Source organism: Streptomyces sp. NPDC111744 (genome assembly GCF_055634995.1).
Window position 1 is genome coordinate 191920 of record NZ_JBVKCG010000016.1, and the last position, 22894, is coordinate 214813.

Below are 22894 nucleotides of genomic sequence, written 5' to 3' on the forward strand. Positions count from 1 at the left end.
AAGCGAGGTCAACTCACCACATCGGCAATGGAGTTGGGGGGAACCTCGCGGCAGGACCCGAGCTTTTCACGTCTCCTGCACAACTGACAAGCGGCATATTCAAAACCGGTTACCGGTGGTCGTGCCACGGATCCTCCGCGTCACCCATACCACCGGTCCCCGGCGTCATGTCAACCGCAGTGCTCAGGGGTCCGTGTCCACCGTGGCCCACAACTCCGGCCTCCAATACGGACCGCAACCGCATTCCGACTCACCGTCCCCCTCGATCCCGCGCATATCGATGCCCGGGAGGGCGTCGGCGGCCTGCCCGACGCCCTCCTGTGTGAGGTGACCCGGAAGGGAGTCACACCTTCGTCGGTTCCTCCGCCGGGAGGCTGTCCATGAAGGAGCTGACGGAGAAGACGGCGTTACCGGGGCCGGGCGGGCCGTAGCCGGGGGGTGAGGACAGGCCGAAGTCCTCCATCGTCTGGCGGTAGGCCTGGAGCAGGCGGATGTGGTACTCGAGCGGAGCGCCCTGTGGGTTGGCCTTGCCGAGCGGGGTCGTCGGCTCGGGGCACCAGGTGGTGAAGCGGGGCGTGATGCCGTGCGACATGAAGAAGCGCAGGCCCTCCGTGGTGGACTCGATCGCCTCGTCGACCGTGGTGAAGCCGAACGGCTCGGCCATCTCCACGCCGGCCACGAAGTTGGGGATCACATTGCGCGCGCCGAAGATCTCGGCGGCGTCGAGGATCCGCCTGTGCCACTCGTCGCGGCCGACATAGCGCTCCTTGCCGGGGCAGTACAGCTCGAACAGCCGGCGGTCCCAGACCTCGTAGTTGGGGTGGTAGATCTGCACGCCGTAGTCCTTGAAGCGCTGGACGTCGTCCTTGGGCAGCGCCTGGGCGACGACCTTGCCGATCCAGCGGTTCGGGAAGTGCTCCTCGATGGCCTTGGCGTACATGCCGTAGAAGTCGGCCTCGTCACGGCCCTGGAGCTTGGAGGTGATGGCACCGCCGGTGAGGGTGTAGGCGGTGGAGGTCTTCGCCGTGTCGTACCGGTCGATGATCTCCAAGGCCTCCAGGACCTCGTCGACGTCCTTCACTCCCGTGTAGGGTCGGCCGGCGGCCTTGTGCTGTCGCCAGTTGTGGTTGATGTCGCAGTACTGGCACTCCTCCTTGGCGCCGAAGTACTGGCACACCCGGAAGACCGTGAGGTAGATCAGGTAGCCCCACTGGATGGTCGGGGCGACCTCCATCACGGACTTCCCGTTGGCGAGCTTGTGCCGGTAGTACTCCGGCATCGGCGGCACCCCGACGTCGGCGATCCGCTTCCCGTCGAGGTAGAGGCCGAGCAGCCCGTCCTCGCCTGCGGCCACCCGATACGGCGAGGCGGGGTTCACACGTACGGACACGACGGTCCGGCGCAGGTCGTACGGGCCGCCCGTGAGGATGATCTCCTCCGGGGGCCGGCGCAGCGCGGCCTCGCCCAGTTCGGGCAGGGTGCCGTGGTCGAAGGAGAAGATGAAGTACGACTTCGGCTTGACCTCGCCGCTCTCGTTGTCGCTGAGGGCGGACGGATCGAAGGCGACACCGCCCCGGAGCAGGTCCTCCTTGAAGACGGCTTCCCTCGGTACGTGCGGGAACCTCTCCATCAGATCCTCGACCAGCGCGGTACGGCTGCCCATCCCGTGTCTCCTCCCGGCTCACGCGTTCGACTCCTCACGGTATGCCTCTTCGTCGGCGGAGGTGGGAGCGGGGGCATGGTGTGGCGCCGGACCGGGTCGGCCGAGCCACACCATCATGGCGTGACCGGCCTGTCTGGCGGCGCTGGAGGAGTCGCGGAGGTGGCGGAAGGCGTGGGCGTAGGCGTCGGGTTTCCCTGGCCGGACGACCGTCCGGTTCAGAGCCGTACGCCCCGGTGAAGTCCAGTGCCTCGTAGCGCCGCCGGAGCTCCTCCTCGTCGAACGCGGCGAGCGCCGAGGAGACCTCGGTCACCTCGGGCGCGGAGAAGAGCCGCGTGCCACCGTGGTACGCGTCCCCCTCATCGGGCAGTCGTGTCCGGGGTGCCCCGGGTCAGCCCCGTCGCGTCGAGTCCCGCAGCACCACATGCGTGCCCAGCACCAGATGCTGGCCGTCCGGCAGCTCGTCGCGGTGCAGGGCGAGGCGGACCGCCGCGCGGCCCAGCTCCTCCTGGGGTACGTGGACCGTGGTGAGCGTCGGGTGGACGTCCCGGGCGACCGGGATGTCGTCGTATCCGGCCACGGCGATGTCGTCGGGGATACGGCGGCCGGATTCGCGCAGGGCCTGGATCACACCCGAGGCGATCATGTCGGTGGCGGCGAAGACCGCCGTGAACTCCCGTTTCGAGGCGAGGAGTTCACGGGTGGCCTGGTAGCCGTAGGCGCGGGAGAAGACACCGTCGGCGATCAGGTCCGGGTCAGGGGTGAGGCCGAGGAGTTCATGGGCGCGGGTGTAGCCGGCGATGCGCTGGGCGCTGGTGGACAGCCCGGGGACGCGGCCGAGGTAGGCGATGCGCCGGTGGCCGCCGGAGAGGAGGTGGCTGGTGAGGGCGAAGGCGCCGCCCTCGTTGTCGTAGTCGACGACCGTCGCCGGGACGCCGGGGCCGAGCGGCGGGCGGCCGACCAGGACGAGCCGGGAGCCCGCCCGGTCCAGGGCGTGCGCGAAGTGGGTCATACGGTCGTGGTACGCCTTGTCCTCAAGGGCGCCGCCCACCACGATCACCGCGTCCGCCCGCTGCTCCCGCATGGTCTCCACGACGGCGAGGATGCGCCGCGGGTCGCCGTGGGTGGTGCAGAGCATGCACAGCCGGCCCTCCGCCGAGGCCTGCTCCTCGACCCCGCGGGCGATGTGCGCGTAGAAGGGGCCGGTGACGTCGTCGACGACGAAGGCGACCGTCTTGTTGGTGGCGCCACCGAGCGCGCGGGCGTGCGCGTTGACCACGTAGTCCAGCTCGCGCATCGCCTTCAGGACCCTGGCGCGGGTGGTGGCGGCCACCGGGTAGGTGCCGCCCAGGACCCGGGAGACGGTCGACGCGGAGACCCCGGCTCGCGCGGCCACGTCCCGTACCGTCGAGGCGTCGCCGTTCGGCACCGGCTGCGTCCTCGTCGCCACCGTTCGGCTCCCCTTCGTCATGTGTTCGGGTCACCCTACGAGACGGCCGTCACGCGGCCCGTTCGAGGACCGAGTGGTCGACCGCGTACAGCAGGCCGTCGCCGGTCAGCAGCCGTTCGGCCTCCGCTACGACGGTGAGCCCGAGCCGTGCCAGCTCGTTGCCCTGCGAGCCGGCGAGGTGCGGGGTGAGGAAGGCGTTGGGGAGGTCGAACAGGGGGGAGTCGGCGGGCAGCGGTTCTGGGTCGGTGACGTCGAGGACCGCGCTTAGGCGCCCGGTGCGCAGCTCCTCGACCAGGGCGTCCTGGTCGACGAGCGAGCCGCGTGAGGTGTTGATCAGTACCGATCCGTCGGGCATCAGGGCGAGTTCGCGGGCGCCGACGAGATGGTGGGTCTCGGGGGTCTGCGGGGCGTGCACGGTGACGATGTCCGAGGTGTGCAGCAGCTCGTCCAGCGGCAGCAGGGGCACGTCGAGCCGTGCGGCCTCGGCCTCGTCCACGTACGGGTCGGCGAGCCTCACCACAAGGTCGTGGGGGCGCAGGAGTTCGATGAGGCGGCGGCCGATGCGGGAGGCGCCGACGACGCCGACGCGGCGGCGGAAGTTGCCGATGCCGGGGACGATGCCGCCGTAGGGGTAGGTGCGCCGGGTGCGCAGCAGGTCGCGGAAGGCGAAGACGTCCTTCCCGGCGAGGAGGATCATCGCGAGGGTGTACTCGGCGACGGGCAGCGCGTTGGCGGCGGCCGCCGAGGAGACGAGGATGCCGCGCTTCCAGACCTCGGGCGTGGTGAAGCCCTTGACCGAGCCGGCCGCGTGCAGCACCGCGCGCAGTGCGGGCGCCGTGTCCAGTGCTGCCGCGTCCAGGGTCGGGCAGCCCCAGCCGGTGACGAGGACCTCGGTGCGGGCGAGCGTCTCCCGTGCCCGGGGATCGGTGAAGTCGTCCACCACCAGAGTGGGATCGATTTCTACGCACTCGCGCAGTCGGGCGAGCACCTCCGGCGGGAAGATGTGCGGCACGTTCTGGGCTGTCATGGCGAACACTGCCTGGGGACGCTCGGTCAAGGAAGTGACCTTCCGGCTCGGTGACGCACGGATAGCAACCGGTCTCTACCGTAGGTCTCGGCGAATGAGAGGGTCAATGCACACGCGGTCTCCGGCGGACACCAGGTGGGGGACGCCAGGCACGGGACGACAAGGCATGGGACGCCGAAGCAGGAGAGGACAAGGCATGGGACGACAAGGGATGGGACGACAGCGATGACGGATCCGGCGCAGACGGTCACCAACTGGGCGCGCAACATCACGTACACGGCCAAGGAGTTCCACCGCCCGCACTCGCTCGACGCGCTCCGGTCGCTGGTGGCGGGCGGTGGGCGGGTGCGGGTGCTGGGCAGCGGGCACTCCTTCAACCGCATCGCCGATCCGGGTCCGCAGGGCGTGCTGGTCTCGGTCGCCGGGCTGCCGCCGGTGATCGAGGTGGACACGGAGGCCCGTACGGTCCGGGTCGCGGGCGGGGTGCGGTACGCCGAACTGGCCCGCACGGTCCACGCGTACGGCCTGGCGCTGCCCAACATGGCCTCGCTGCCGCACATCTCGGTGGCCGGTTCGGTGGCCACCGGCACGCACGGCTCCGGCGTCACCAACGGATCGCTCGCGGCGCCCGTCCGGGAGGTGGAACTGGTCCTCGCAGACGGTTCGACGGTGACGATCGCGCGCGGCGACGCCCGCTTCGAGGGTGCCGTGACCTCGCTGGGCGCGCTCGGGGTCGTCACCGCACTCACCCTCGACCTGGAACCGGCGTACGAGGTGGCGCAGACGGTGTACGTCGAACTGCCGCTGGCGGGGCTGGACTTCGCGGCCGTGTCCGGGGCGGGGTACAGCGTGAGCCTGTTCACCGACTGGCGGGAGCCCGGCTTCAGGCAGGTGTGGGTGAAGCGGCGCACCGATCGGCCCGCCGTGGACTTCGGCTGGGCCGGGCCCGCGACGGAGGCGATGCACCCGGTGCCGGGGATGCCTGCGGGCAACTGCACCCAGCAGTTCGGGGTGCCGGGGCCCTGGCACGAGCGGCTGCCGCACTTCCGGGCGGAGTTCACGCCGAGCAGCGGGGACGAGCTCCAGTCGGAGTATCTGCTGGCGAGATCGACCGCCCTCGACGCCCTGCACGCGGTCGACGGCATCCGGCAGTCGGTCTCCCCCGTGCTGCAGACCTGCGAGGTACGGACCATCGCCGCCGATCCGCAGTGGCTGAGCCCCGCCCATGGCCGGGACTCCGTCGCCCTGCACTTCACCTGGGTCGACGATCTGGCGGCCGTACTGCCCGCGGTACGCCGGCTGGAGGAGGCGCTGGAGCCCTTCGAGCCGCGTCCGCACTGGGGCAAGGTGCACACCGTCCCCGGCGAGGTGCTCCGCGGCCGCTACCAGCGCCTCGCCGACTTCCGCGCGTTGGCCCGGACCCTGGACCCCGAGGGGAAGTTCGCCAATCCGTTCGTACACGATGCGCTGGCTCTCTGACGGACTTAATAAAGCCCTTTTCCTAATCCCTTGTCGAAAGCCTGCCGCAGCCCATAGCCTTGCGCCGTGTGAAGCACACATCACGTGACATCCGCACCGCGAACCGCTACGAGGTGCTGCGGCACATCATCGCCGAGTCTCCCACCTCCCGGCAGGAGCTGGCGGCCGTCACCGGGCTGAGCCTGGCCACGGTCGCCACGCTCGTCGGCGAGTTGCTCGAACTGCGGATGATCACGGAGGTCGGCTTCGAGGACTCGGCGGGCGGGCGACCCCGGGGACTCGTGGCGGTCAACGCCTCGGGGGGCGCGCTGATCGGCGTCGACATCGCGGAGACGTACGTCCATGTCGAGCTGTTCGACCTCGCGTTGAACGTGCTCGCCCGCGCCGAGGAGGACATGCGCCCCGGCGAGCACCGGCCCCGGCAGGTGGTGAGCCATGTCGCCGCCGCCGTCGGCTCGGTGGTGGCGCAGGCCGGGGTCGAGGGCGCGCGGGTGCTGGGCGTCGGGGTGAGCGTGCCCGGGCAGGTGGACCGGGGCACGGGTATCGCCGAGTACGCTCCCAACTGGGACTGGCACGACGTGCCGTTGCTCGACCTGCTGTCCGAACACATCGCCTACCCCCTCCACCTGGACAATCCGCTGCGCGCCTGTGCGGTCGCCGAGCAGTGGTTCGGAGCGGCGCGTGGGCGCGGGGACACGGTGGTGGTGAACCTCGGCACCGGGGTCGGCGCGGGGCTCGCGCTCGGCGGCGGACTGCACCGGGGGGTCAGCAACAGCGCCGGGGAGTGGGGGCACACGACACTCGTCCTCGACGGGCGGCCGTGCCACTGCGGCAACCACGGCTGCGTGGAGACCTATGTCGGCGCGCCCGGAATCATGCTGAACCTGCGGGAGTCGAGCCCGGACAGCCCGCTGCTGCACCCCGAGGACCAGACGGCCACGATCGAGGCGCTGGCGCGGGGCGTGGCGGACGGTGACCCGGTCGCGGTGCAGGTGGTACGCGACACGGCCCGGTACATCGGCGCCGGGGTCGCCAATCTGGTCAACCTGCTCAACCCCGAACTGGTGGTGCTCAGCAGCTGGGTGGCGCGCGGGCTCGGTGAACCGCTGCTCGACGAGGTCCGCGAGGCCGTCCGGCGCCATGCGCTCGGGCGGCCGTTCGCCGCCACCGAGATCGTCCTCTCCCCCATCCCCACCGACCCGGTCTGCCTGGGCGCGGCCACCTTCGCGCTGGAGGGTGCGCTGCGGTCCGTGGGGCAGCGCAACGGGGTACGCCCAAGCCGTACGGCCTCCACCTCGGCCGCCTCCTCCTCCCGGTGATCGATTAGTCCAACTCGCTGGTCGTTTAATCCATTGCCGGGCTCTTCGGCGCTCTGCGACCGTCGTGGCGTATCCGCGGCCGGCCGGCCTCCCGAACCGGCCGGCCGTACGTCGTGCACGGAACGAGGGAGTCCCCAGCGTGGCCGGAAGCATCGAGGTCCGCGGTCTGTCCCGCACCTTCCACACCACCGTCCGGCGCCCGGGCTTCACCGGCGCCCTGCGATCCCTGGTCAACCCCGAGCGCGTCGAGAAGCACGCGGTCTCCGACATCTCCTTCGACGTCGCCCCCGGCGAACTCCTCGCCCTGCTGGGCCCGAACGGCGCGGGCAAGTCGACCACCATCAAGATGCTCACCGGCATCCTCACCCCGAGCTCCGGCCAGGCCCGGGTCGCCGGCGTGGTGCCCTACCAGGAGCGGGAGCGCAACGCCCGCAACATCGGGGCGGTGTTCGGGCAGCGCACCCAGCTGTGGTGGGACCTGCCGGTGCGCGAGTCGTTCGCGATCCTGCGGGACATCTACGAGGTGCCCAAGGCCGAACACGCCGCCCGGCTACGGGAGTTCGACAAGCTGCTGGACCTCTCCGCCTTCTGGGACACCCGGGTCCGGCATCTCTCGCTCGGCCAGCGGGTCCGCTGCGACCTGGCGGCTGCCCTGCTGCACGATCCGCCGGTCGTGTTCCTGGACGAGCCCACCATCGGCATGGACGTGGTGGTGAAGGAGCAGGTCCGTGAGTTCCTGCGGTACCAGGTGGCCGAGCGCGGCCGTACCGTGCTGCTGACCACGCACGACATGACAGAGGTGGAGCGGCTTGCCGAGCGGGTGGTGCTGGTCAACCACGGGCGGCTGGTGCTCGACGGCACCCTGGACGAGATCCGCCGCACCTTCGGCTCGACCTGGCAGGTGCGGGCCACGCTCGCCGACCCGCACACCCCGGCCGGCCCCCTGCCGGGCATCACCCTGGTGCGCCGGGACGGACCCCAGGTGGTGTTCGGCCCGGACGGTCCGGCCGCGCCCACCGTCCACCAGGCACTGAAGCTGGTCATCGAGCGGTACGAGGTGACGGACGTGGCGGTGGACGAGGCCGACCTGGAGGACGTCATGCGGGCGGCGTACGTGCAGGCCGAGGCGGTCTGAGATGGCCCTGTCCTACGGCTGGCGCGCCGCCCGGGTCACCCCGCTCGGCGAGCTGTACACCCCGCCCCGGATGACCGGGGTGCTGCTGAGGCTGACCGTGCAGGTGGTGCTGGTGGCCTCGCTCTGGCGCGGCCTGTACGCCCAGTCCGGTACGACCGCGGGTCTGGACCGCGGCCAGGCGGTGACCTACGCCGTGATGGCCGTACTGGCCTCCCGGCTGCGGGAGCTGGACCAGTACGCGGGCCGGGACACGGTCATGCAGCACGTGCACTTCGGCACCATCGTCTACTGGTATCTGCGCCCGCTGCCACCCCGGCGCTACCACGCCCTGCGTGCGATCGGCGAGCAACTCTACGGCCTGACCTGGGCGTTGGCCGGGTACGCGGTCTGTCTGGCGGTCGGGGTCGTGCGGCCGCCGGGTTCGGCGGCGGTGGCGGGCGTGTTCGTACTCAGCCTCGTCCTCGGCCAGTTGGTCCTCTACCACGTCATGCTCCTCATCGACCAGCTGTGCTTCTGGACGCTGCGCAACACCGCCGCGATGCTGATCCTGGTCTTCGCGCAGAACCTGCTGTCCGGGGTGTACGCGCCGCTGTGGTACTTCCCGCACTGGTTCATCACGCTGAGTTCCTTCCTGCCCTTCCAGGCGACGCTGAGCGTGCCGCTGTCGCTGTACGTCGGCCGTATCCCGCTCTCGGAGGCCGCCTTCCAGCTCGGCGTCCAGGCCGCGTGGGTCGTGGCCCTCTACCTGTTCACCCGGTTCGTGTGGCGGCGGGCCGCCCGCCGCGTGATCTCGCAAGGAGGCTGAGGCCGATGAACGCCGTACGGATCATGTGGCGCATCACGCGCCTCAACTTCCGCGCCCAGCTCGAATACCGCACCGAGTTCCTGATGATGATCGCGATCGGCGCGGTCTGGCAGGTGTCGGTGATCGTGTTCGCGACGGTGCTGCTCACGCGGTTCGCCGGGATGGGCGGCTGGGACAGCGGCGACGTCCTGCTGATCCCGGCGACCCGCATGCTGGCGCACGGCCTGTTCGTGCTCCTCCTGGGCCGGGTGCACGGCCTGGGCCGGAGCATCCAGGAGGGCAGGATCGACGCCTATCTTCTTCGCCCGCTGCCCGTCTACCGCCAGGTCCAGCTGGAGTTCTTCCCCACCAACGCGATCGGCGACCTGACGGTGGCGGCCGGCCTGATGGCGGCCGCGCTCGGCCGCAGCGACCTGGACTGGACGGCGTCCCGCATCGGCTACCTGGTCGCGGCCGTCCTGGGCGGGATGCTCCTGGAGGCGGCCCTCTTCACGGTGGTGGCCTGCGCCTCGCTGCGCTACCCGGCCGCCGACTACTGGGGCCGCTGGCTGGAGGAGCTCCTCGGCACCTTCGGCAGCTACCCCCTCAACGTCCTCCCCCGCGCGGTGGGCGGTCTCCTCACCTACGGCCTCCCTCTCGCCTTCGTCGCCTACTTCCCGGCAGCGGTTCTCACCGGCCACGGCCATACGACCGGCGCCCCCTACTGGCTGGCGGCCGGGTCCCCGCTCCTCGGCCTGCTCGCCTACCTGGCGTCACGGTGGCTGTGGCGGTGGGCGCTGGGCCACTACACGGGGGTGAACGGCTGACCGGCCGGCGGCCCTTCAGCCGAGCAGGACCTCCCTGACCCGGTCCGCGAAGGCGGCCGGGTGTTCCACGGTGCCCAGATGGCCGCCGGGGAACTCGGCGAAGGCCCCGCCGGTGTGCTCGGCGGCGAACTCGGCGGTGCGGTGGAGGAGTTGGCCGCGGGAGTCGGTGCCGGCCGCCACCGTGAGACGGGGCAGGCCGGTCGGCGGCCGGTAGGCGGTGAAGGGGCCCAGGACGTGGTCGAGGAAGATCCCGAAGGGCGTCGGTTCGCCCGCGGCCGGGCGCCCGTGCTCCAACTGCCCGATCAGCTCGGCCCGCAGCCGCTCCCCGTCGGGCAGCAGCGTGACGCACGGCGGCTCGTGGGCGATCACGCCCCGCAGCCGCCCGGGACGGCGGGCGAGCAGGTCGAGGGCGGTGATGCCGCCGGAGCTGGTCCCGAGGACGTACACCTCCCCGTCCTCGCCCGCCACCTCTTCCCCTACCCGGTGGGCGCCCTCGCTCCAGTCCGCCACCCGCTGGTCGGCGACCGGTTCGCCGAGCCGGCCATGGGCGAGGCCCAGCGGGTCGTACGTCACGACGGTGAAGTGCGGTGCCAGGTGGCCGATCAGCGGGTCCAGGCCCATGGGGTGACCGGCGCCGCCGGGGAGGAGGAGCAGGACGGGTCCGGTGCCGGTGACATCGTAGGGGAGTTCAGGCATGGCGGTCGGTCTCCTCGTGGGGCCAGTTGTCGAGTGCGATGTGCAGGGCGTCGATCGCCCGGTCCCAGGACGCGCGGACGTCCCGCGCGGCGTTGAAGCCGCCGCCCGCTTCCAGGGCGCAGAAGCCGTGGAAGGTGGCGCGCAACAGGCGTACGGCGTCGGTGAGATCGGGTTCGGCGAGGCCGTAGCCACGCAGCATGCCGTAGGTGATCTCGACGGTGCGGCGCATGCCGGGGTCGTCGGGGTCGACGAGGGCGGGGTCGATCCGGATCTGGGTGGCCGCGTAGCGGCCGGGGTGGGCGAGGGCATAGGCGCGGTAGGCGCCGGCGTAGGCGGCGAGCGCATCCTTGCCGGAGCGTCCGGCGACAGCGGTGGCGATGCGGTCGATCAGCTCGCCGCCCGCGAGCCGTGCGATCCGGTGCCGCAGGTCCTGGAGGTTCCTGACGTGCGAGTAGAGACTCGCGTCCCTCACCCCGAACCGGCGGGCCAGCGCGGACAGCGTGACCTGCTCGAAGCCGGCCTCGTCCGCGAGTTCGGCCGCCGCCGCGACCAGCCGGTCGACGGTGATCCCGGCACGCGCCATGCGCCACCTCTTCCTGGGGTTTCTAGCCTTAATCCTAGGGGCCCTAGGTTTTGAGGTCCAGGCGATTATCAACGGGACGCGGTCGGGGTAGGGTTGCCGGGACGCGGAAGGGGAAGCCGTGACACGCGAGGCGCGACGGGCGGAGCGGACGCAGCGCGCCAAGGAGGCCGCGGCCGGTCAACCGCTGTGGAAACAACGGAACTTCGGCTTCTTCTGGCTCGCCCAGACGCTGTCCGTGCTCGGCGACTCCTTCAGTCTCGTCGCGCTACCCCTGCTGGTCCTCCAGGCGACCGGCTCGGTGGCCCGGATGGGCCTGCTCACCGCCGTCGGCGGGGTCGCGATGGTGCTGGCGGCGGTCTTCGCCGGGGTGGTCGTGGACCGGGTCGACCGGCGGAAGCTGCTCATCGCCTGCGACCTGGTTCGTATGGTCCTCTACGGCCTGGTCCCGGTCGTCTGGCTGGCCGGGCCGCACCTCTGGCTGCTGTACGCGGTCCTGCCCCTGTGCGAGGCCGTCGGCATGCTCTTCGCCGTCGGATACGTCACCGTCGTACGCGGACTCGTCGACGTCACCCGGCTCACCGAGGCCAACGGGAGGGTCAACGCCACCGCGGCGGCGGCCGGTGTCCTCGGCCCCCTGGGCGCCGGCCTGATGGCCGCCTGGACCGGGCCCGCCGACGCGGTGGCCGTGGACGCGGCAAGCTATGCCGTGTCGGCCGCCCTCCTGTTCCTGGTCCGGGTCCGGGAGCGCGCCGGGGACGACCACCCGGCCGGGAAGCGGGGCGTGTGGCGTGACCTGCGCACCGGGATCGGGTACCTGGTCCGGCACCCCGTCCTGCGGTCGGTCACCGGGCTGCTCGCCGTCTTCAGCTTTCTCAGCCTCGGCATCAACGACCTGGTCATTTACCACCTGGAGCACGACCTCGGCCACGACGACGGCACGGTCGGCACGGTGCTGGCGATCGGCGCGGTCGGCACGATCACCGGGGCGCTCCTGGTCGCCCGGCTTCGGCGGCGGCTGGGCTTCGGGCCGACCTGGATCGCCTCGATGACGGTATGCGGACTGGCCTTCGCCGGACTCGGCCGGGTGGGCTCGGTGCCCGTGGTGGCCGTCCTGTGCGCGGTCTACCTCGCCTGCGTGGGGGTGGCGGGCACCTGCTCCATGTCCCTGCGCCAGGAAATCACCCCCGAACCCCTGCTGGGCCGGGTCACCTCCGCCCACTGGACCCTCCAGTACGCGCTGGCCCCGTCCGGCGCGGCCGTCCTCACCTGGGCGGCCGAGCGGTACGGCACCGCTCCCGTGGCCGCCGTCGCCGGTGCCTGCTGCACCCTGACCGGCCTCGCCGCCCTCGGCACCCCGATCAGAAGGGCGGCACCGCTACCGGCCACGCCCACGCCGGGCCAGGGCAACCTTCGCCGCCCCGGCGGCGACCTGGAGGCATGACTTCCGCACCACGCACCACCCGCCACCGGCGCGTCCACGCCTTCCGCAAGCCCGTGATCGGGGCCCTCGCGGCCGCCGGGCTGCTGGCCGGCGCCACCCTCACCCCGTCACCCCGACCTACGGCAGTCTTCTCACCGGGCAGCCCCGACACGACGACGCTGCGGATCGCCCGTCTCACCCCTTCGGCGGTCGGCTCCTCGTCCCACTTGATGACATGGCGCCACGCCACCGGCGGCGGCACCACCTCCTCGACGCGCGGGTCCCCACCAGCTCCAGCCGGGCCCGCCCCCAACAGGTCGGAGTTCCTCTCTCCGCCCCATGATCCGCATCATGCCCGGCACGGCTCAGCCCTCCGCGATGGGCTCCACATCGACTCCGGCGCCCTGCCAGCGGACCCGCAGCCCGGGTCCCCCGCTCCACCGCACGGTCAACTCCTCGGCCCCTTCCCCGCGTACCGTCACCATCTCCCCCAGCGGCACGACATCCGCCGCCCCGGTGAGCCGGCTCAGTGCGACGAACAGGGTCGGGTCCTGACCCGTGACCCCGGTCAGCGCGTCGTCGAGTCCGACGGCGGGCAGCAGTTCGGCCCGGAGTCCCTCCCCCGCGGCCCAGCCGGTCACCCTCACCGGCGTCCCCGGCTCCGCCCCGGTCACCAGGAAGGCCCGCACCTCCACGGCCCCGCGCACCAGCACGGCACTCGTCACGCGAGCCCCCGAGGCGGCCGTGTGCCGGGAGGCCGCCCAGCCCTGCCCGACGCCCAGGGGCACGATGTCCGTACGGCTCGGATCTTTCCCGACGATCACACTGTTGTCGTACGACGCCGAGGGCTGCGTCACGGTGGAGTAGCCGAGCCGGGTGTAGTACGGGTCGTAGCGGACGTCCTCGCTGCCGTGGTTGTGGAGGCGGACCACGCCGTCCGAACGCGTGGACTGGAGCAGCCAGTTGGGCGGCGCGATCGGCGTCACCGCGTCGGTGCGCTCGGCCGGGGCCGGTTCCTCCGTCGCCGTCCATACCTCGTGCTCCGCGGGGAGCAGCAGGCCGAGGAAGCCCTTGCTCGCCCAGTACGGGGAGGCGGGGCCCGAATAGCCTTGCAGGACGGCGGGGTCGGGGCCGTGCCAGCCGAGGGTCAGGAGACCTCGCTCGTCCAGGGCGCCCCGGTCCAGGAAGTACTTCAGGGCTCCGGAGGCCAGCCGCCGGGTCTCCCCGGGGGACAGGGGCGTGCGTCCGGTGAGCGCGCCCAGCCAGAGCGGGGCCGTGGTCGCGAAGCGGTAGGTCAGCGAGCGGCCCTGGTGCATCGGGGCGCCGTCGCCGCCGAAAAGCCTCGCGTAGTCGGCGAGATGGCGTTCCAGGCGGCCGCCGTAGAGGTCGAGCAGCTGCTCGTCGCCGGTCAGCCAGGCGTGCAGCACCGGGTAGAGGTGCATCGCCCAGCCGTTGTAGTAGTCGAACTTGCGGCCGTCGCCGTCGGTGTACCAGCCGTCGCCGACGTACCACTCCTCGATGCGGGCCAGGCCGTGGTCGACCGCCTTGTGCGCGGCCTCCGGCTCATGGCCGACCTCGGCGAGGAAGCCGCCGACCGTCACCGGGAACAACTCCCAGTTGCAGGGCCAGGGTTCGGCGGTCAGCGCGTCGGCGAGCCAGGCCGCGGCGCGCTGCCGTACCCCGTCGCCGAGCCGGTCCCACAGCAGGGGGCGGGTCAGACGCAGGGCGAGGGCGATCGAGGCGGCCTCGACCAGCGGCTGGCCGCGGTCCTCGATGCGCGGCCAGACGCCCGACACACCGGCCGCGAGCCCGTCCGCGTACCGCTGGAGCGCGGTCTCGTCACGGCGGAAGGCCGCGAGGAGGAGGGTGCGGGCGTAGCCCTCCAGGCCGTCGGAGAGGTGTCCCGACGCGCTCTGTCGGTCGCCGGGGAGGTGGTAGAGGGCGCGGTCCGCGGTGGCGTACGGCTCCACGGCGGCCAGCAGGGCGTCGGCCGCGGCCTCCCAGTGGGCGCGGGTGAAGCCGGTGCGCGGGCTGGGGCCGCGGTCCTCGGCAGGCAGCTGCATCGGTGCTCTTCCTCGCTCGCTCGTACGGAACCTCGTACCGGACCTGCTACCGGACCTCGTGCCGGACTTCGTACCGAACCTCGTGCCGTTCGGACCTGGGGCGCCCCGGTTCCGGTCGGGACGCCCCAGGGGCTCATCCCACCCGCACGGTGCCCCGGGGCACCAGGTGCTGGGCGAGCAGTTCGTCACGCACCAGGCCCGCGTAGACGGTGGCACCGTACGCGGAGGTGTGCGTGTTGTCCTTCTTCTCGTTGTACAGGTACAGCGCCTTGGAGCCCTCCACGCCGAGGGACTCCACCAGCGCCTTGGTCTTCGCCGTGAGGTCGATCAGCGGAACGTCCTCGGCGGCGGCGACCGAGCGGATCACCTCAGGATGGTTGACGCCGAGCCCGTTGACCAGAAGCGCGATGCCGTTGTTCAGCGTGCCGTCGGAATTGAACCAGCGGCGCACGATCGGCGTCACCAGCACCGGCAGTCCGCCCTTCTCCCGTACGCCCGCCACCAGCGTCTCCAGATTCGCGCGGTAGGTCGCCTCGTCGGTCGTCTTGTCGTTGTGCGCCAGCTGGATCAGGACCAGGTCGCCCCGGCCGATCAACGGCTGGACGGTACCCCAGAGTTGAGGGTTCTGGAGATAGGTCACGGTACTTTCCCCGGAGTCCGCGTAGTTGGCGACGGAGACGCCCCGGCGCAGGAACTGCGGGAGCTGCTGGCCCCAGCCGGAGTAGGGGTCGGCGGGCTGGTCGCAGACGGTGGAGTCGCCGACCAGGAAGAGCTGGCGGGCGTGCCGGGCGGGGGTCACCCGGATGCCGGCGAGCGCGGGCGCCGAGCCGCCGATCGCCAGGTCGAGCCCGGGGGTTCCGTCGGGGCCGGTCGGCTCGCCCTCCGGCGTACGGACGTTCACGGTGAAGCTGCGGGTGACGTGCCGCCCCGCCGCGGCGGCCGTCTCGGGGAGCAGCGAACGCCGGGTCTCCCCGATGATGCTCGTGCTGGACGCGGCCGAACCGCCGAGCCGGACCGTCACGTCGTAGTCGCCCGGCGGGACGTCGAAGTGGCAGGCGCCGGCAGTGCAGTTGGCGAGGGAGAGCGGCGGCCGCCGGTCATGGGCCTGGGCGGGAGTGCCCGTCAGGCCGGTGGCTGCGCTCAGGACGACCGCCGCGGCCACGGCGGCACGGACACCGTTGAAACGTCTCACTCGGGGACTCCTCCGTCACGGTGACAAGGCCTGGCGGGGACCGTACCGTCACCCACAAGCGCTTTCTAGCCCTTGGACTGATTTCGCGAGATTGCCAACCCCGCGACCGTGAAAGCCCTTTCGCGAAATCGATTCAACTGTCACCCTCACAGTCACCCGCAACCCCGCCCCTCCGAAGGAGGCACCCCCATGTCCGGACCCCACGGGAGACCCCTCGGACGCCGTACCTTCGTCCTCGGCAGCGCGGCCGCCGCCGGCACCGCCGCCCTCACCGGCCCGCTCGCAACCACTGCCTCGGCCGCGGGCTTCGGCTGGTCGGACGACGGCTCCAACTACGTCGTCGACACCGGCGCCAGCCTGGTCTTCAAGGTCAGCAAGACCAACGGCGACCTGACCTCGCTCGTCTACAAGGGCACCGAGTACCAGGGCTACGGCGGCAAGAACTCGCATGTCGAGTCGGGTCTCGGCACCTCCACGGTGACCATCGCCCAGTCCGGCTCCACGATCCTGATCTCGGTGACGTACGGCACGCTGAAGCACTACTACGCGGCCCGCAGCGGCGAGAACAACGTCTACCTGTGGACCAACAAGGCCGACTCGTCGGTCACCGCGACCCGTTACATCGTGCGCGTCAAGGCCGGTCTGTTCCTCAACGACGAGCCGGACTCGTACACCTACGCCCCCACCGTCATCGAGTCCGCGGACGTCTTCGAGAAGTCCGACGGCCAGACCCGCGCGAAGCACTACTCGAAGCTGCGGGTGATGGACTACGACTACATCGGCTGGACGACCGGCAGCGTCGGCCTGTGGATCGTGCGCAGCAACCACGAGAAGGCCTCCGGCGGCCCGTTCTACCGCTCGCTGCTGCGCCACCAGAGCGCCGACGGCGGCGGCCTGTACGAGATCCTCTACTACGGCGAGAACCAGACCGAGTCGGAGCGCTACGGCCTCCAGGGCCCGTACGTCATCGCCTTCACGGACGGCGGCGTGCCTTCCTCGTCCCTCTACCCGGGCACGCTCACCACCTCCTGGGCGGACTCGCTCGGCATCTCCGGATACGTCGCGGCAAGCGGCCGGGGCAAGGTCGCGGGCGTCGGGATCAGCGGCCGTAACACGGCGTACGCCTATACGGTCGGGCTCGCCAACTCCGCCGCCCAGTACTGGGGTTCGGCACGCTCGTCGGACGGCTACTTCTCCATCGGGAGCGTGCTTCCGGGGACGTACACGCTGACCGTCTTCAAAGGCGAACTGGCGGTGTACACCACATCGGTGACGGTGACCGCGGGTGGCACGACCACCCTCAACACCCTCGCGATCCCGTCCTCGAACGACCCGGGCAACGCGACCGCGATCTGGCGGATCAACAACTGGGACGGTACGCCGGGCGGGTTCAAGAACGCCGACCTGATGACGTACGCCCATCCGTCGGACGTGCGGGCCGCGTCCTGGACCGGGAACGTGGTCGTCGGCAGCGGTACGGAGACCTCGGCCTTCCCCTGCTATCTGTGGAAGGACGTCAACAGCGGGATCATCGTCTACTTCAAGCTGACGGCCGCCCAGGCCGCCGCCGCGCACACCCTGCGGATCGGGGTGACGACGGCCTATGCGAACGGCCGGCCGCAGGTCGTCGTCAACGACACCTGGACCTCCGCCGTACCCTCGCCGCCCACCCAGCCGAGCACCAGGTCGCTGACCGTGGGCTCCTACCGGGGCAACAACCACACGTTCACCTACAGCGTCCCGGCGTCCGCCTGGCTGACGGACACCAGCGCGTACAACACGCTGAAGATCTATGTGGCGAGCGGCTCGGGGACGACGTCCTTCCTCAGCGCCGGCACCTCGATCGACGCGATCGACCTGCTGGCCTGACCTGGTCGGGTATCAAGTGCCCCGCGTCCACTGCTGGTTCGTGCCGCCGTTGCACGTGTACGTGATGACGGCGGCCGAGTTGGCGGTGGACGCGCCGTTCACGTCCAGGCATTCACCGGTCGTCCGGGCCTTGATGTTGACGTAGGAGCCCGAGGTGACGACCGACCACTGCTGGGCGGTGGCGCCGGTGCAGTCCTCCTGGGTGACGTCGGTGGAGTTCTCCTGGAGGCAGAGTGAACTGCCGCGACCCATCAGCTCGTAGTAGCCGGTGCCCAGGTCCTTGAACCACCACTTCTGGTTGGTGCCGCTGTTGCAGGTGTACTGGCTGATCGCGACGGACTCCCAGAGGGACTGGTTCGGGACGTCGGCGCACTTGCCGCTGTGCCGGGCGATCAGCGTGTTGTAGGTGGCGCTGGTGCCGGAGACCGTCCCGGCGGTCGTGTCGATCGACACCTGCGGGTACCAGGACATCGACATCGTGGTCGTGGTCGGGAAGGTCAACGGCAGCCAGACGTAACGGGAGTCGTTGACCGTGCCGCCGAAGGAGTTGCCCCAGCGGTCCCCCATGTAGAGGTACGAGGTGCCGGACGTGCCGGTGACCGGGAGGACGTACGCGGTCTGGGAGTTGTAGGCGGTGGAGTCGCCGACGTTGGTGAACGCCGTCCAGGGGCCGGAGAGCGAGGTCGCGGTGGCGTACTGCTGCTGGTTGGCGCTCCAGCCGGTCGCACCGGACGTCAGCATGAAGTACACGCCGTTGCGCTTGAAGAGGGCGGGTGCCTCGCGGTGGCCGCCCGCCCAGGGGTTGGCGACCAGGCCGGCGATGGCGGTGTAGTCGGCGGTGAGCCTGTAGATGTGCAGGTCGTAGTTCTCGTTGGCCGCCGAGACCATGTAGGCCGTGCCGTCCGTGTCCACGAAGGTCGTGATGTCCCGGGACATGTACTGGCCGAGCGGCTGGAAGCTGCCCTGGTAGGTGTAGGTGCCGTCGACGGTGTCGGAGACGGCGACGGCGGCGCGGGCCTCGCTGTAGTCGACGCCGTTCTCCTTGTGCATCCACATCACGAACTTGCCGGTGGAGGCGTTGTAGATGACCTTCGGACGCTCGATGTAGGCGGTGCCGAGCTCGGCGGCGGAGGACTGGGTGAGGACGTGGTTGCGGAACTCCCAGGTCTTGAGGTCGGTGGAGCGGTAGGCGTCCACGTACTTGAAGGTGTTGTCGGAGTTGCGGTCCTCGCCGAACCAGTAGTAGTACGAGCCGACCTTGATGACCCCGCCGCCGTGGGCGTGCACGACCGCGCCCGAAGTGTCGGTGAACTGGGTGCCGTTGGTGACGGTCTGGGCGGCGGCCGCGGCCGGGTCCGCGGCGGCGAGGGCGCCGATCACCGCCAGACAGAGGGACAGCAGGATCGCGTACGCACGTCTCATCTCACACACGCTCCTTCAGGTTCGAGATCACGAACGGCGGCTGCCATCACGAACGTTGTGATCGCCGAAAAGGTAAGGGTGCGTTACGGGCAGGTCAACGGGTCTGACCAGACAAGGGGGAAAGCGATTTCCAACCGACCGCCGCCCGGCCGCGTTTTCTGTTATCCGGCGCCTTCCACCGCGTCTCCGATGACGTGCGCAGCCACCTCCACACCACCGCAGCAGCCGTCGGCGCCCTCGCCGCCCTTCTGGCCTCCGCTCCCCCGGCGTCCGCCGCCGGCCCTCGGGACATCACCGCCGACGTACTCGCCGACCGGGACGTGACCCTCACCGGCGACACGGTCGTCACCGTGCCGGCCGGGACGACGACGTACGACGGCGTCCTGCACGGCGAGGGCACCCTCACCGTGCGCGGCGGCGGCACGCTGGTCCTCACCAAGGACAGCGACTTCACGCTGCCGAAGTCCCGGCAACGGCAGGTGGTACGCACCCAGGGCGGCAACCACCCGTATACGACCGTCACCCGCCCCGACCCGCCCGCGATCACGGTGGAGCGCGGTACGACCCTGCAGTACGGCACGGGCGGCGGCACCGGCCTGGTCGGCCACTTCCCGTACAACACGCCCGGCTACCAGCTGAACCAGCTCAACGTCCGGGTCGACGGCACCCTGCGGCTGTCCCTCACCCGCACCTTCAACATCGGCACGATCAGCGGTTCGGGCCTGGTCACCCAGCCCCGCAACATGTGGGGCACCCTCGACCTGGCGGGCACCCACCCGTTCTCCGGGGTCATCGACAACGGCACCGGCATGGCCGTCGGCCGCCCGGAGTACCCGGTGGCGCTGCCCCACGCCCGCGCGATCCTCAACCAGGGCTCCTGGATCATCGACACCCCGCTGAACCAGATGATCACCCTCAGGCAGGACTTCTACCAGCGGGAGTACGGCAGTGACGTCAACGTCCACTCGCGGCCGGGCAGCAAGGTGGTGCTCACCGGCCAGTACAGCTACAGCGACCGGGGCGGCGACACCAACCCGTCGCTCAGCGATCCGGCCCTCAACTGGACGGCAGCCACACACCAGTTGAACAAGCGGGGCACCAACATCGAAGGCGCCGACGTGCACTGGGGCGACGGCACCACCCACCGCAACTTCATGCCGGGTACGAAGGACACCGTCTACATCAACCTGCACGCGGCCAGTGGGCGTCGGTCGCGGCTCACCTTCGACTACGACGGCCCCGTGACGCTGGGCGCCCCGATCGGCGGCGGCCGCTACCACGACACACTGGCCGCGCCCGGCGCCGGGGACATCGTGATCGCGGGCACCCGCGGCAACGACGTGACCTTCGCGGCCGCCCAGGACTACGACGGTTCGACCACGGTCGAGAAGGGCGCGGTGCTGCGCCTCGGTTCGGGCGCCAAGGGCGGCGACGGCTCCCTGCTGACCGGCACCGAGCAACGCCGGATCGTGAACGACGGCACGCTGTACGTCCGAAACACCTCGACTCCCGTGACCCTCGAGTACGTGGGAGGCGCGGGGTCGCTGGTCCAGTCGGGCACGGCGACGACCACGCTGAGCGGGAGCGCGGTGACGTACACGGGGACGACGACCGTGAGCAGGGGCACGCTGGCGCTGCGTTCCGGAGCGACTCTCCTGCACAGCAAGGCGATCCGGCTCACGTCGGCGACCGCCCGGCTCGACGTGGGCACCACGGGCCTGCGAGTCGCCACCGGCCTGTCCGGCAACGGCACCGTACGGGGCTCGGTGACCGACGACGGCCTGGTGACGAGCGGGTTGACGGTGCGGGGTGACTACATCCAGCACAAGCGGGGCGAACTGATCCTGCGGGACAAGCCGTTGAAGGTGACGGGCCGCCTCAGCCTGGCCGGCGCCTTCGACCTGTCCGCCGCGGGCACGTCCCCGGCCCGCCGCATCACGGTGATCGACCACACCGGTACGGCCCGCACCACCGGCTCCTTCGACGGTCTGCGCGAGGGCGCCGAGGTCAAGCTGGCCGACACGGTCTACCGGATCAGCTACCGCGGCGGCGACGGCAACGACGTGGTCCTGAACCCGCAGCCGGCAAAGGCCGCCCCGAAGACCGACAGCGCCGACTCCCCGTCCACTGCGCCCCCGACGGTGACCACCCGCACCGCCGCCGACTCGTCGCAGGCCTTCGGCTGGTGGCCGTACGCCCTGGCCCTCGGCCTCCTCGGCGGCCTGATGGTCCCGGCGGCCCTGCGCACCCGGAAGGCAGGCCTGGGCACCCCGAAGAAGGAACGCCGGAGGGGCGGCCGGCACGCGGCCTGACGCCCCGCACGCGTGCTACCCGCCGTCAGGGCGTCCGCCGCGTCCAGGTCATCCACCCTCGCGTCAAAGGCTGGATCACGCGCCCGCAGCGTGTCGGGCGTGCGTGTGATGCCCGATCCGTGCGGGCGGAGGCGAGTGCGCGCAGTCCTCGCGGGACACCGGCGCTTGGGGCGCCGCGACGTCGTTCGCCCGGATCACGGAGGCCTGACACCGGCCGGCGAGGGCGACGGATCAGACCTCCCCGGTGGCTGCGTCCTGCGGCTGCCGCCCCCGCAGCAACACGTACACCGGGATGCCCGCGAACAGGAACAGCACGCCCTGGTAGACCGCCGCGTAGCCGGCGCCGGCGATCAGCCAGAAGGAGAACGCGAAGGAGAGGGCGGCCACGATCAGGTCGCGGACCAGCGCCGGTGGGCGGACGCGGTCCCGGGTGCCCTGGGCGAGCCAGTAGAGCTGGGCGGCGGCCGAGAGCAGGTACGGGACGCAGCCGGTGAACGTGGTGATGAGGACCAGGACGCGGAATGTGGTGTCCGGCCCCGCCGTGTAGTTGAGGGCGATGAGCAGCGTCCCGAGGACGGCGACCGCCCAGACGCCGAAGCCGGGCACTCCGCCGTTGCCGACCTTGGCGAACGGCTTCGGGAAGAGTCCGTCGCGGGCGGCGGCGTACGGCATCTGCGCGGCCATCAGGACCCAGCCGTTGAGGCAGCCGACGATCGAGGCGACGGCAACCAGGGAGATCGCGGTGCCGCCCCAGTGGCCGCCGGTGATCGCGTCGACCGCGTCGGCGAAGGGTGCCCCGGAGTCGACCAGCCTGTCGTGCGGGACCAGGCCGAAGACGGCGACCGTGCCGAGGAGGTAGACGGCGGGCGGAGCCCAGCGTGCCGAGGACGCTCGCGCGACCGACCGTGCGCTCCGGGTTCTCCACCTCGCCCGCGCTGACCGCGGCCGACTCGACGCCCAGGAAGCTGTAGAGGAGCAGGGCCGCGGCGGCGGCGAGGGCGCCGGGGGCGCTGTCGCCGGACGCGTTGAACGGGCCGAAGTTGTCCGCATGGACGAAGAACAGGCCGACGGTGGCGACGAGGAGCAGCGGGACGAACTTCAGGACCGTCGAGACGAGCTGGACCGCGCCGACCCAGCGGGTGCCCGCGAAGTTCGCGGCGGTCGGGAGCCAGAGCGCGGCGACGGCGACGGCGCCTTCGAGGAGGTGGTTGCCGTGCAGGGGGATCAGGACGTCGACGTACCCGACGACCGCGACCGCCAGCGCCGCGATGCTGACCCAGCACATCGTCCAGTACGACCAGGCGGACAGGAAGCCGGCGAAGGGGCCGAACGCGTCGCGGGGGTAGACGTACAGGCCGCCGGTGACCGGGCTGCGGCGGGCCAGCTTGCCGAAGAGCAGGGCGAGCAGGACGGCGGCGACGGACAGGACGGCGAAGGCGAGCAGGCTGACCGTGCCGTACGGGGCTACGGCGGCGGGCAGCGCGAAGATACCGCCGCCGATGATGTTGCCCATGACCAGGGCGGTCGCGGTGGCGAGACCGAAGGTACGGCGAGGACCGGACGAGGCCCGGGTGGGTTCCCCGGCCTCGGTGGGCGTCGGGGTGGGAGCGGGGGTGGGGACTGTCATTGCGGTTCCGGAGACGTTCAGGGAGCGGG

Annotated in this window: 16 protein-coding genes and 1 pseudogene; 8 read left to right on the forward strand and 9 right to left on the reverse strand. The window is 71.1% G+C overall.

Translation table 11 applies throughout. From position 1 onward, the window contains the following. Nucleotides 1-343: 343 nt before the first annotated feature. The 3 genes from ACZ7OO_RS30765 to ACZ7OO_RS30775 form a co-directional block, all read right to left on the reverse strand. Nucleotides 344-1663 carry a radical SAM protein gene (locus tag ACZ7OO_RS30765; protein ID WP_471509696.1) on the reverse strand — a complete coding sequence of 440 codons (1320 nt, stop codon included), beginning with the start codon at nt 1661-1663 and terminating at the stop codon, nt 344-346. A gap of 388 nt (nt 1664-2051) precedes the next feature. After that, nucleotides 2052-3110 (reverse strand): LacI family DNA-binding transcriptional regulator, encoded by a 1059-nt coding sequence (locus tag ACZ7OO_RS30770; RefSeq protein ID WP_471509698.1) that lies wholly within the window; start codon nt 3108-3110, stop codon nt 2052-2054. 49 nt (nt 3111-3159) lie between these two features. Further along, nucleotides 3160-4167: a hydroxyacid dehydrogenase gene (locus tag ACZ7OO_RS30775; RefSeq protein WP_471509699.1), complete on the reverse strand. Its 1008-nt coding sequence runs from the start codon at nt 4165-4167 to the stop codon at nt 3160-3162. Nucleotides 4168-4362: 195 nt separating this feature from the next. Here ACZ7OO_RS30775 and ACZ7OO_RS30780 point away from each other — a divergent pair, with 195 nt between their 5' ends. From ACZ7OO_RS30780 to ACZ7OO_RS30800, 5 genes are all read left to right on the forward strand, one after another. Then, nucleotides 4363-5616: an FAD-binding protein gene (locus ACZ7OO_RS30780; RefSeq protein WP_471509700.1), complete on the forward strand. Its 1254-nt coding sequence runs from the start codon at nt 4363-4365 to the stop codon at nt 5614-5616. Between the two features lie 68 nt (nt 5617-5684). Beyond that, the gene (locus ACZ7OO_RS30785; protein WP_471509701.1) at nt 5685-6935 is read left to right on the forward strand and encodes an ROK family transcriptional regulator; all 1251 of its coding nucleotides are present in this window, start codon (nt 5685-5687) and stop codon (nt 6933-6935) included. Between the two features lie 139 nt (nt 6936-7074). Continuing rightward, the gene (locus ACZ7OO_RS30790; RefSeq protein WP_471509703.1) at nt 7075-8070 is read left to right on the forward strand and encodes an ABC transporter ATP-binding protein; all 996 of its coding nucleotides are present in this window, start codon (nt 7075-7077) and stop codon (nt 8068-8070) included. Between the two features lies 1 nt (nt 8071). After that, nucleotides 8072-8875 (forward strand): ABC transporter permease, encoded by an 804-nt coding sequence (locus tag ACZ7OO_RS30795; protein ID WP_471509705.1) that lies wholly within the window; start codon nt 8072-8074, stop codon nt 8873-8875. Between the two features lie 5 nt (nt 8876-8880). Beyond that, the gene (locus tag ACZ7OO_RS30800) at nt 8881-9681 is read left to right on the forward strand and encodes an ABC transporter permease (RefSeq protein WP_471509706.1); all 801 of its coding nucleotides are present in this window, start codon (nt 8881-8883) and stop codon (nt 9679-9681) included. A gap of 15 nt (nt 9682-9696) precedes the next feature. Here ACZ7OO_RS30800 and ACZ7OO_RS30805 read toward each other — a convergent pair whose 3' ends face one another. Together ACZ7OO_RS30805 and ACZ7OO_RS30810 are read right to left on the reverse strand one after the other, a co-directional pair. Further along, the gene (locus tag ACZ7OO_RS30805) at nt 9697-10377 is read right to left on the reverse strand and encodes an alpha/beta fold hydrolase (RefSeq protein WP_471509708.1); all 681 of its coding nucleotides are present in this window, start codon (nt 10375-10377) and stop codon (nt 9697-9699) included. Beyond that, entirely contained in the window at nt 10370-10960 is a 591-nt protein-coding gene (locus ACZ7OO_RS30810; RefSeq protein WP_471509710.1) for a TetR/AcrR family transcriptional regulator, read from the reverse strand. Before ACZ7OO_RS30810 ends, ACZ7OO_RS30805 begins: the two co-directional genes overlap by 8 nt. Nucleotides 10961-11078: 118 nt before the next feature. On the opposite strand from ACZ7OO_RS30810, the gene ACZ7OO_RS30815 reads away from it, so the two are divergent. Then, nucleotides 11079-12401, forward strand: coding sequence for an MFS transporter (locus tag ACZ7OO_RS30815; RefSeq protein ID WP_471509712.1), 1323 nt, complete (start codon nt 11079-11081; stop codon nt 12399-12401). Nucleotides 12402-12745: 344 nt separating this feature from the next. On the opposite strand, the gene ACZ7OO_RS30820 is transcribed toward ACZ7OO_RS30815, so the two are convergent. Together ACZ7OO_RS30820 and ACZ7OO_RS30825 are read right to left on the reverse strand one after the other, a co-directional pair. Continuing rightward, nucleotides 12746-14443 (reverse strand): DUF2264 domain-containing protein, encoded by a 1698-nt coding sequence (locus tag ACZ7OO_RS30820; RefSeq protein WP_471509714.1) that lies wholly within the window; start codon nt 14441-14443, stop codon nt 12746-12748. A 133-nt stretch (nt 14444-14576) separates the two neighbouring features. Then, nucleotides 14577-15635: a rhamnogalacturonan acetylesterase gene (locus ACZ7OO_RS30825; RefSeq protein ID WP_471509716.1), complete on the reverse strand. Its 1059-nt coding sequence runs from the start codon at nt 15633-15635 to the stop codon at nt 14577-14579. Between the two features lie 189 nt (nt 15636-15824). Between ACZ7OO_RS30825 and ACZ7OO_RS30830 the strand changes: the two genes are divergently transcribed. Beyond that, nucleotides 15825-17504 (forward strand): rhamnogalacturonan lyase B N-terminal domain-containing protein, encoded by a 1680-nt coding sequence (locus ACZ7OO_RS30830; RefSeq protein ID WP_471509718.1) that lies wholly within the window; start codon nt 15825-15827, stop codon nt 17502-17504. Between the two features lie 12 nt (nt 17505-17516). Here ACZ7OO_RS30830 and ACZ7OO_RS30835 read toward each other — a convergent pair whose 3' ends face one another. Beyond that, nucleotides 17517-18926, reverse strand: a complete 1410-nt coding sequence (locus ACZ7OO_RS30835; RefSeq protein ID WP_471509720.1) for an RICIN domain-containing protein — start codon at nt 18924-18926, stop codon at nt 17517-17519. Between the two features lie 194 nt (nt 18927-19120). Between ACZ7OO_RS30835 and ACZ7OO_RS30840 the strand changes: the two genes are divergently transcribed. Continuing rightward, nucleotides 19121-21238: an autotransporter gene (locus ACZ7OO_RS30840; RefSeq protein WP_471509722.1), complete on the forward strand. Its 2118-nt coding sequence runs from the start codon at nt 19121-19123 to the stop codon at nt 21236-21238. Nucleotides 21239-21469: 231 nt separating this feature from the next. Here the strand turns inward: ACZ7OO_RS30840 and ACZ7OO_RS30845 are convergent. Then, nucleotides 21470-22865: pseudogene (locus ACZ7OO_RS30845) on the reverse strand (amino acid permease). Nucleotides 22866-22894: the final 29 nt, after the last annotated feature.

Coding starts and splice junctions, on each gene's coding strand:
- ACZ7OO_RS30765 (WP_471509696.1), bottom strand. CDS start 1,663: ATGGGCAGCCGTACCGCGCTGGTCGAGGATCTGATGGAGAGGTTCCCG.
- ACZ7OO_RS30780 (WP_471509700.1), top strand. CDS start 4,363: ATGACGGATCCGGCGCAGACGGTCACCAACTGGGCGCGCAACATCACG.
- ACZ7OO_RS30795 (WP_471509705.1), top strand. CDS start 8,072: ATGGCCCTGTCCTACGGCTGGCGCGCCGCCCGGGTCACCCCGCTCGGC.
- ACZ7OO_RS30800 (WP_471509706.1), top strand. CDS start 8,881: ATGAACGCCGTACGGATCATGTGGCGCATCACGCGCCTCAACTTCCGC.
- ACZ7OO_RS30805 (WP_471509708.1), bottom strand. CDS start 10,377: ATGCCTGAACTCCCCTACGATGTCACCGGCACCGGACCCGTCCTGCTC.
- ACZ7OO_RS30810 (WP_471509710.1), bottom strand. CDS start 10,960: ATGGCGCGTGCCGGGATCACCGTCGACCGGCTGGTCGCGGCGGCGGCC.
- ACZ7OO_RS30820 (WP_471509714.1), bottom strand. CDS start 14,443: ATGCAGCTGCCTGCCGAGGACCGCGGCCCCAGCCCGCGCACCGGCTTC.
- ACZ7OO_RS30830 (WP_471509718.1), top strand. CDS start 15,825: ATGTCCGGACCCCACGGGAGACCCCTCGGACGCCGTACCTTCGTCCTC.
- ACZ7OO_RS30835 (WP_471509720.1), bottom strand. CDS start 18,926: ATGAGACGTGCGTACGCGATCCTGCTGTCCCTCTGTCTGGCGGTGATC.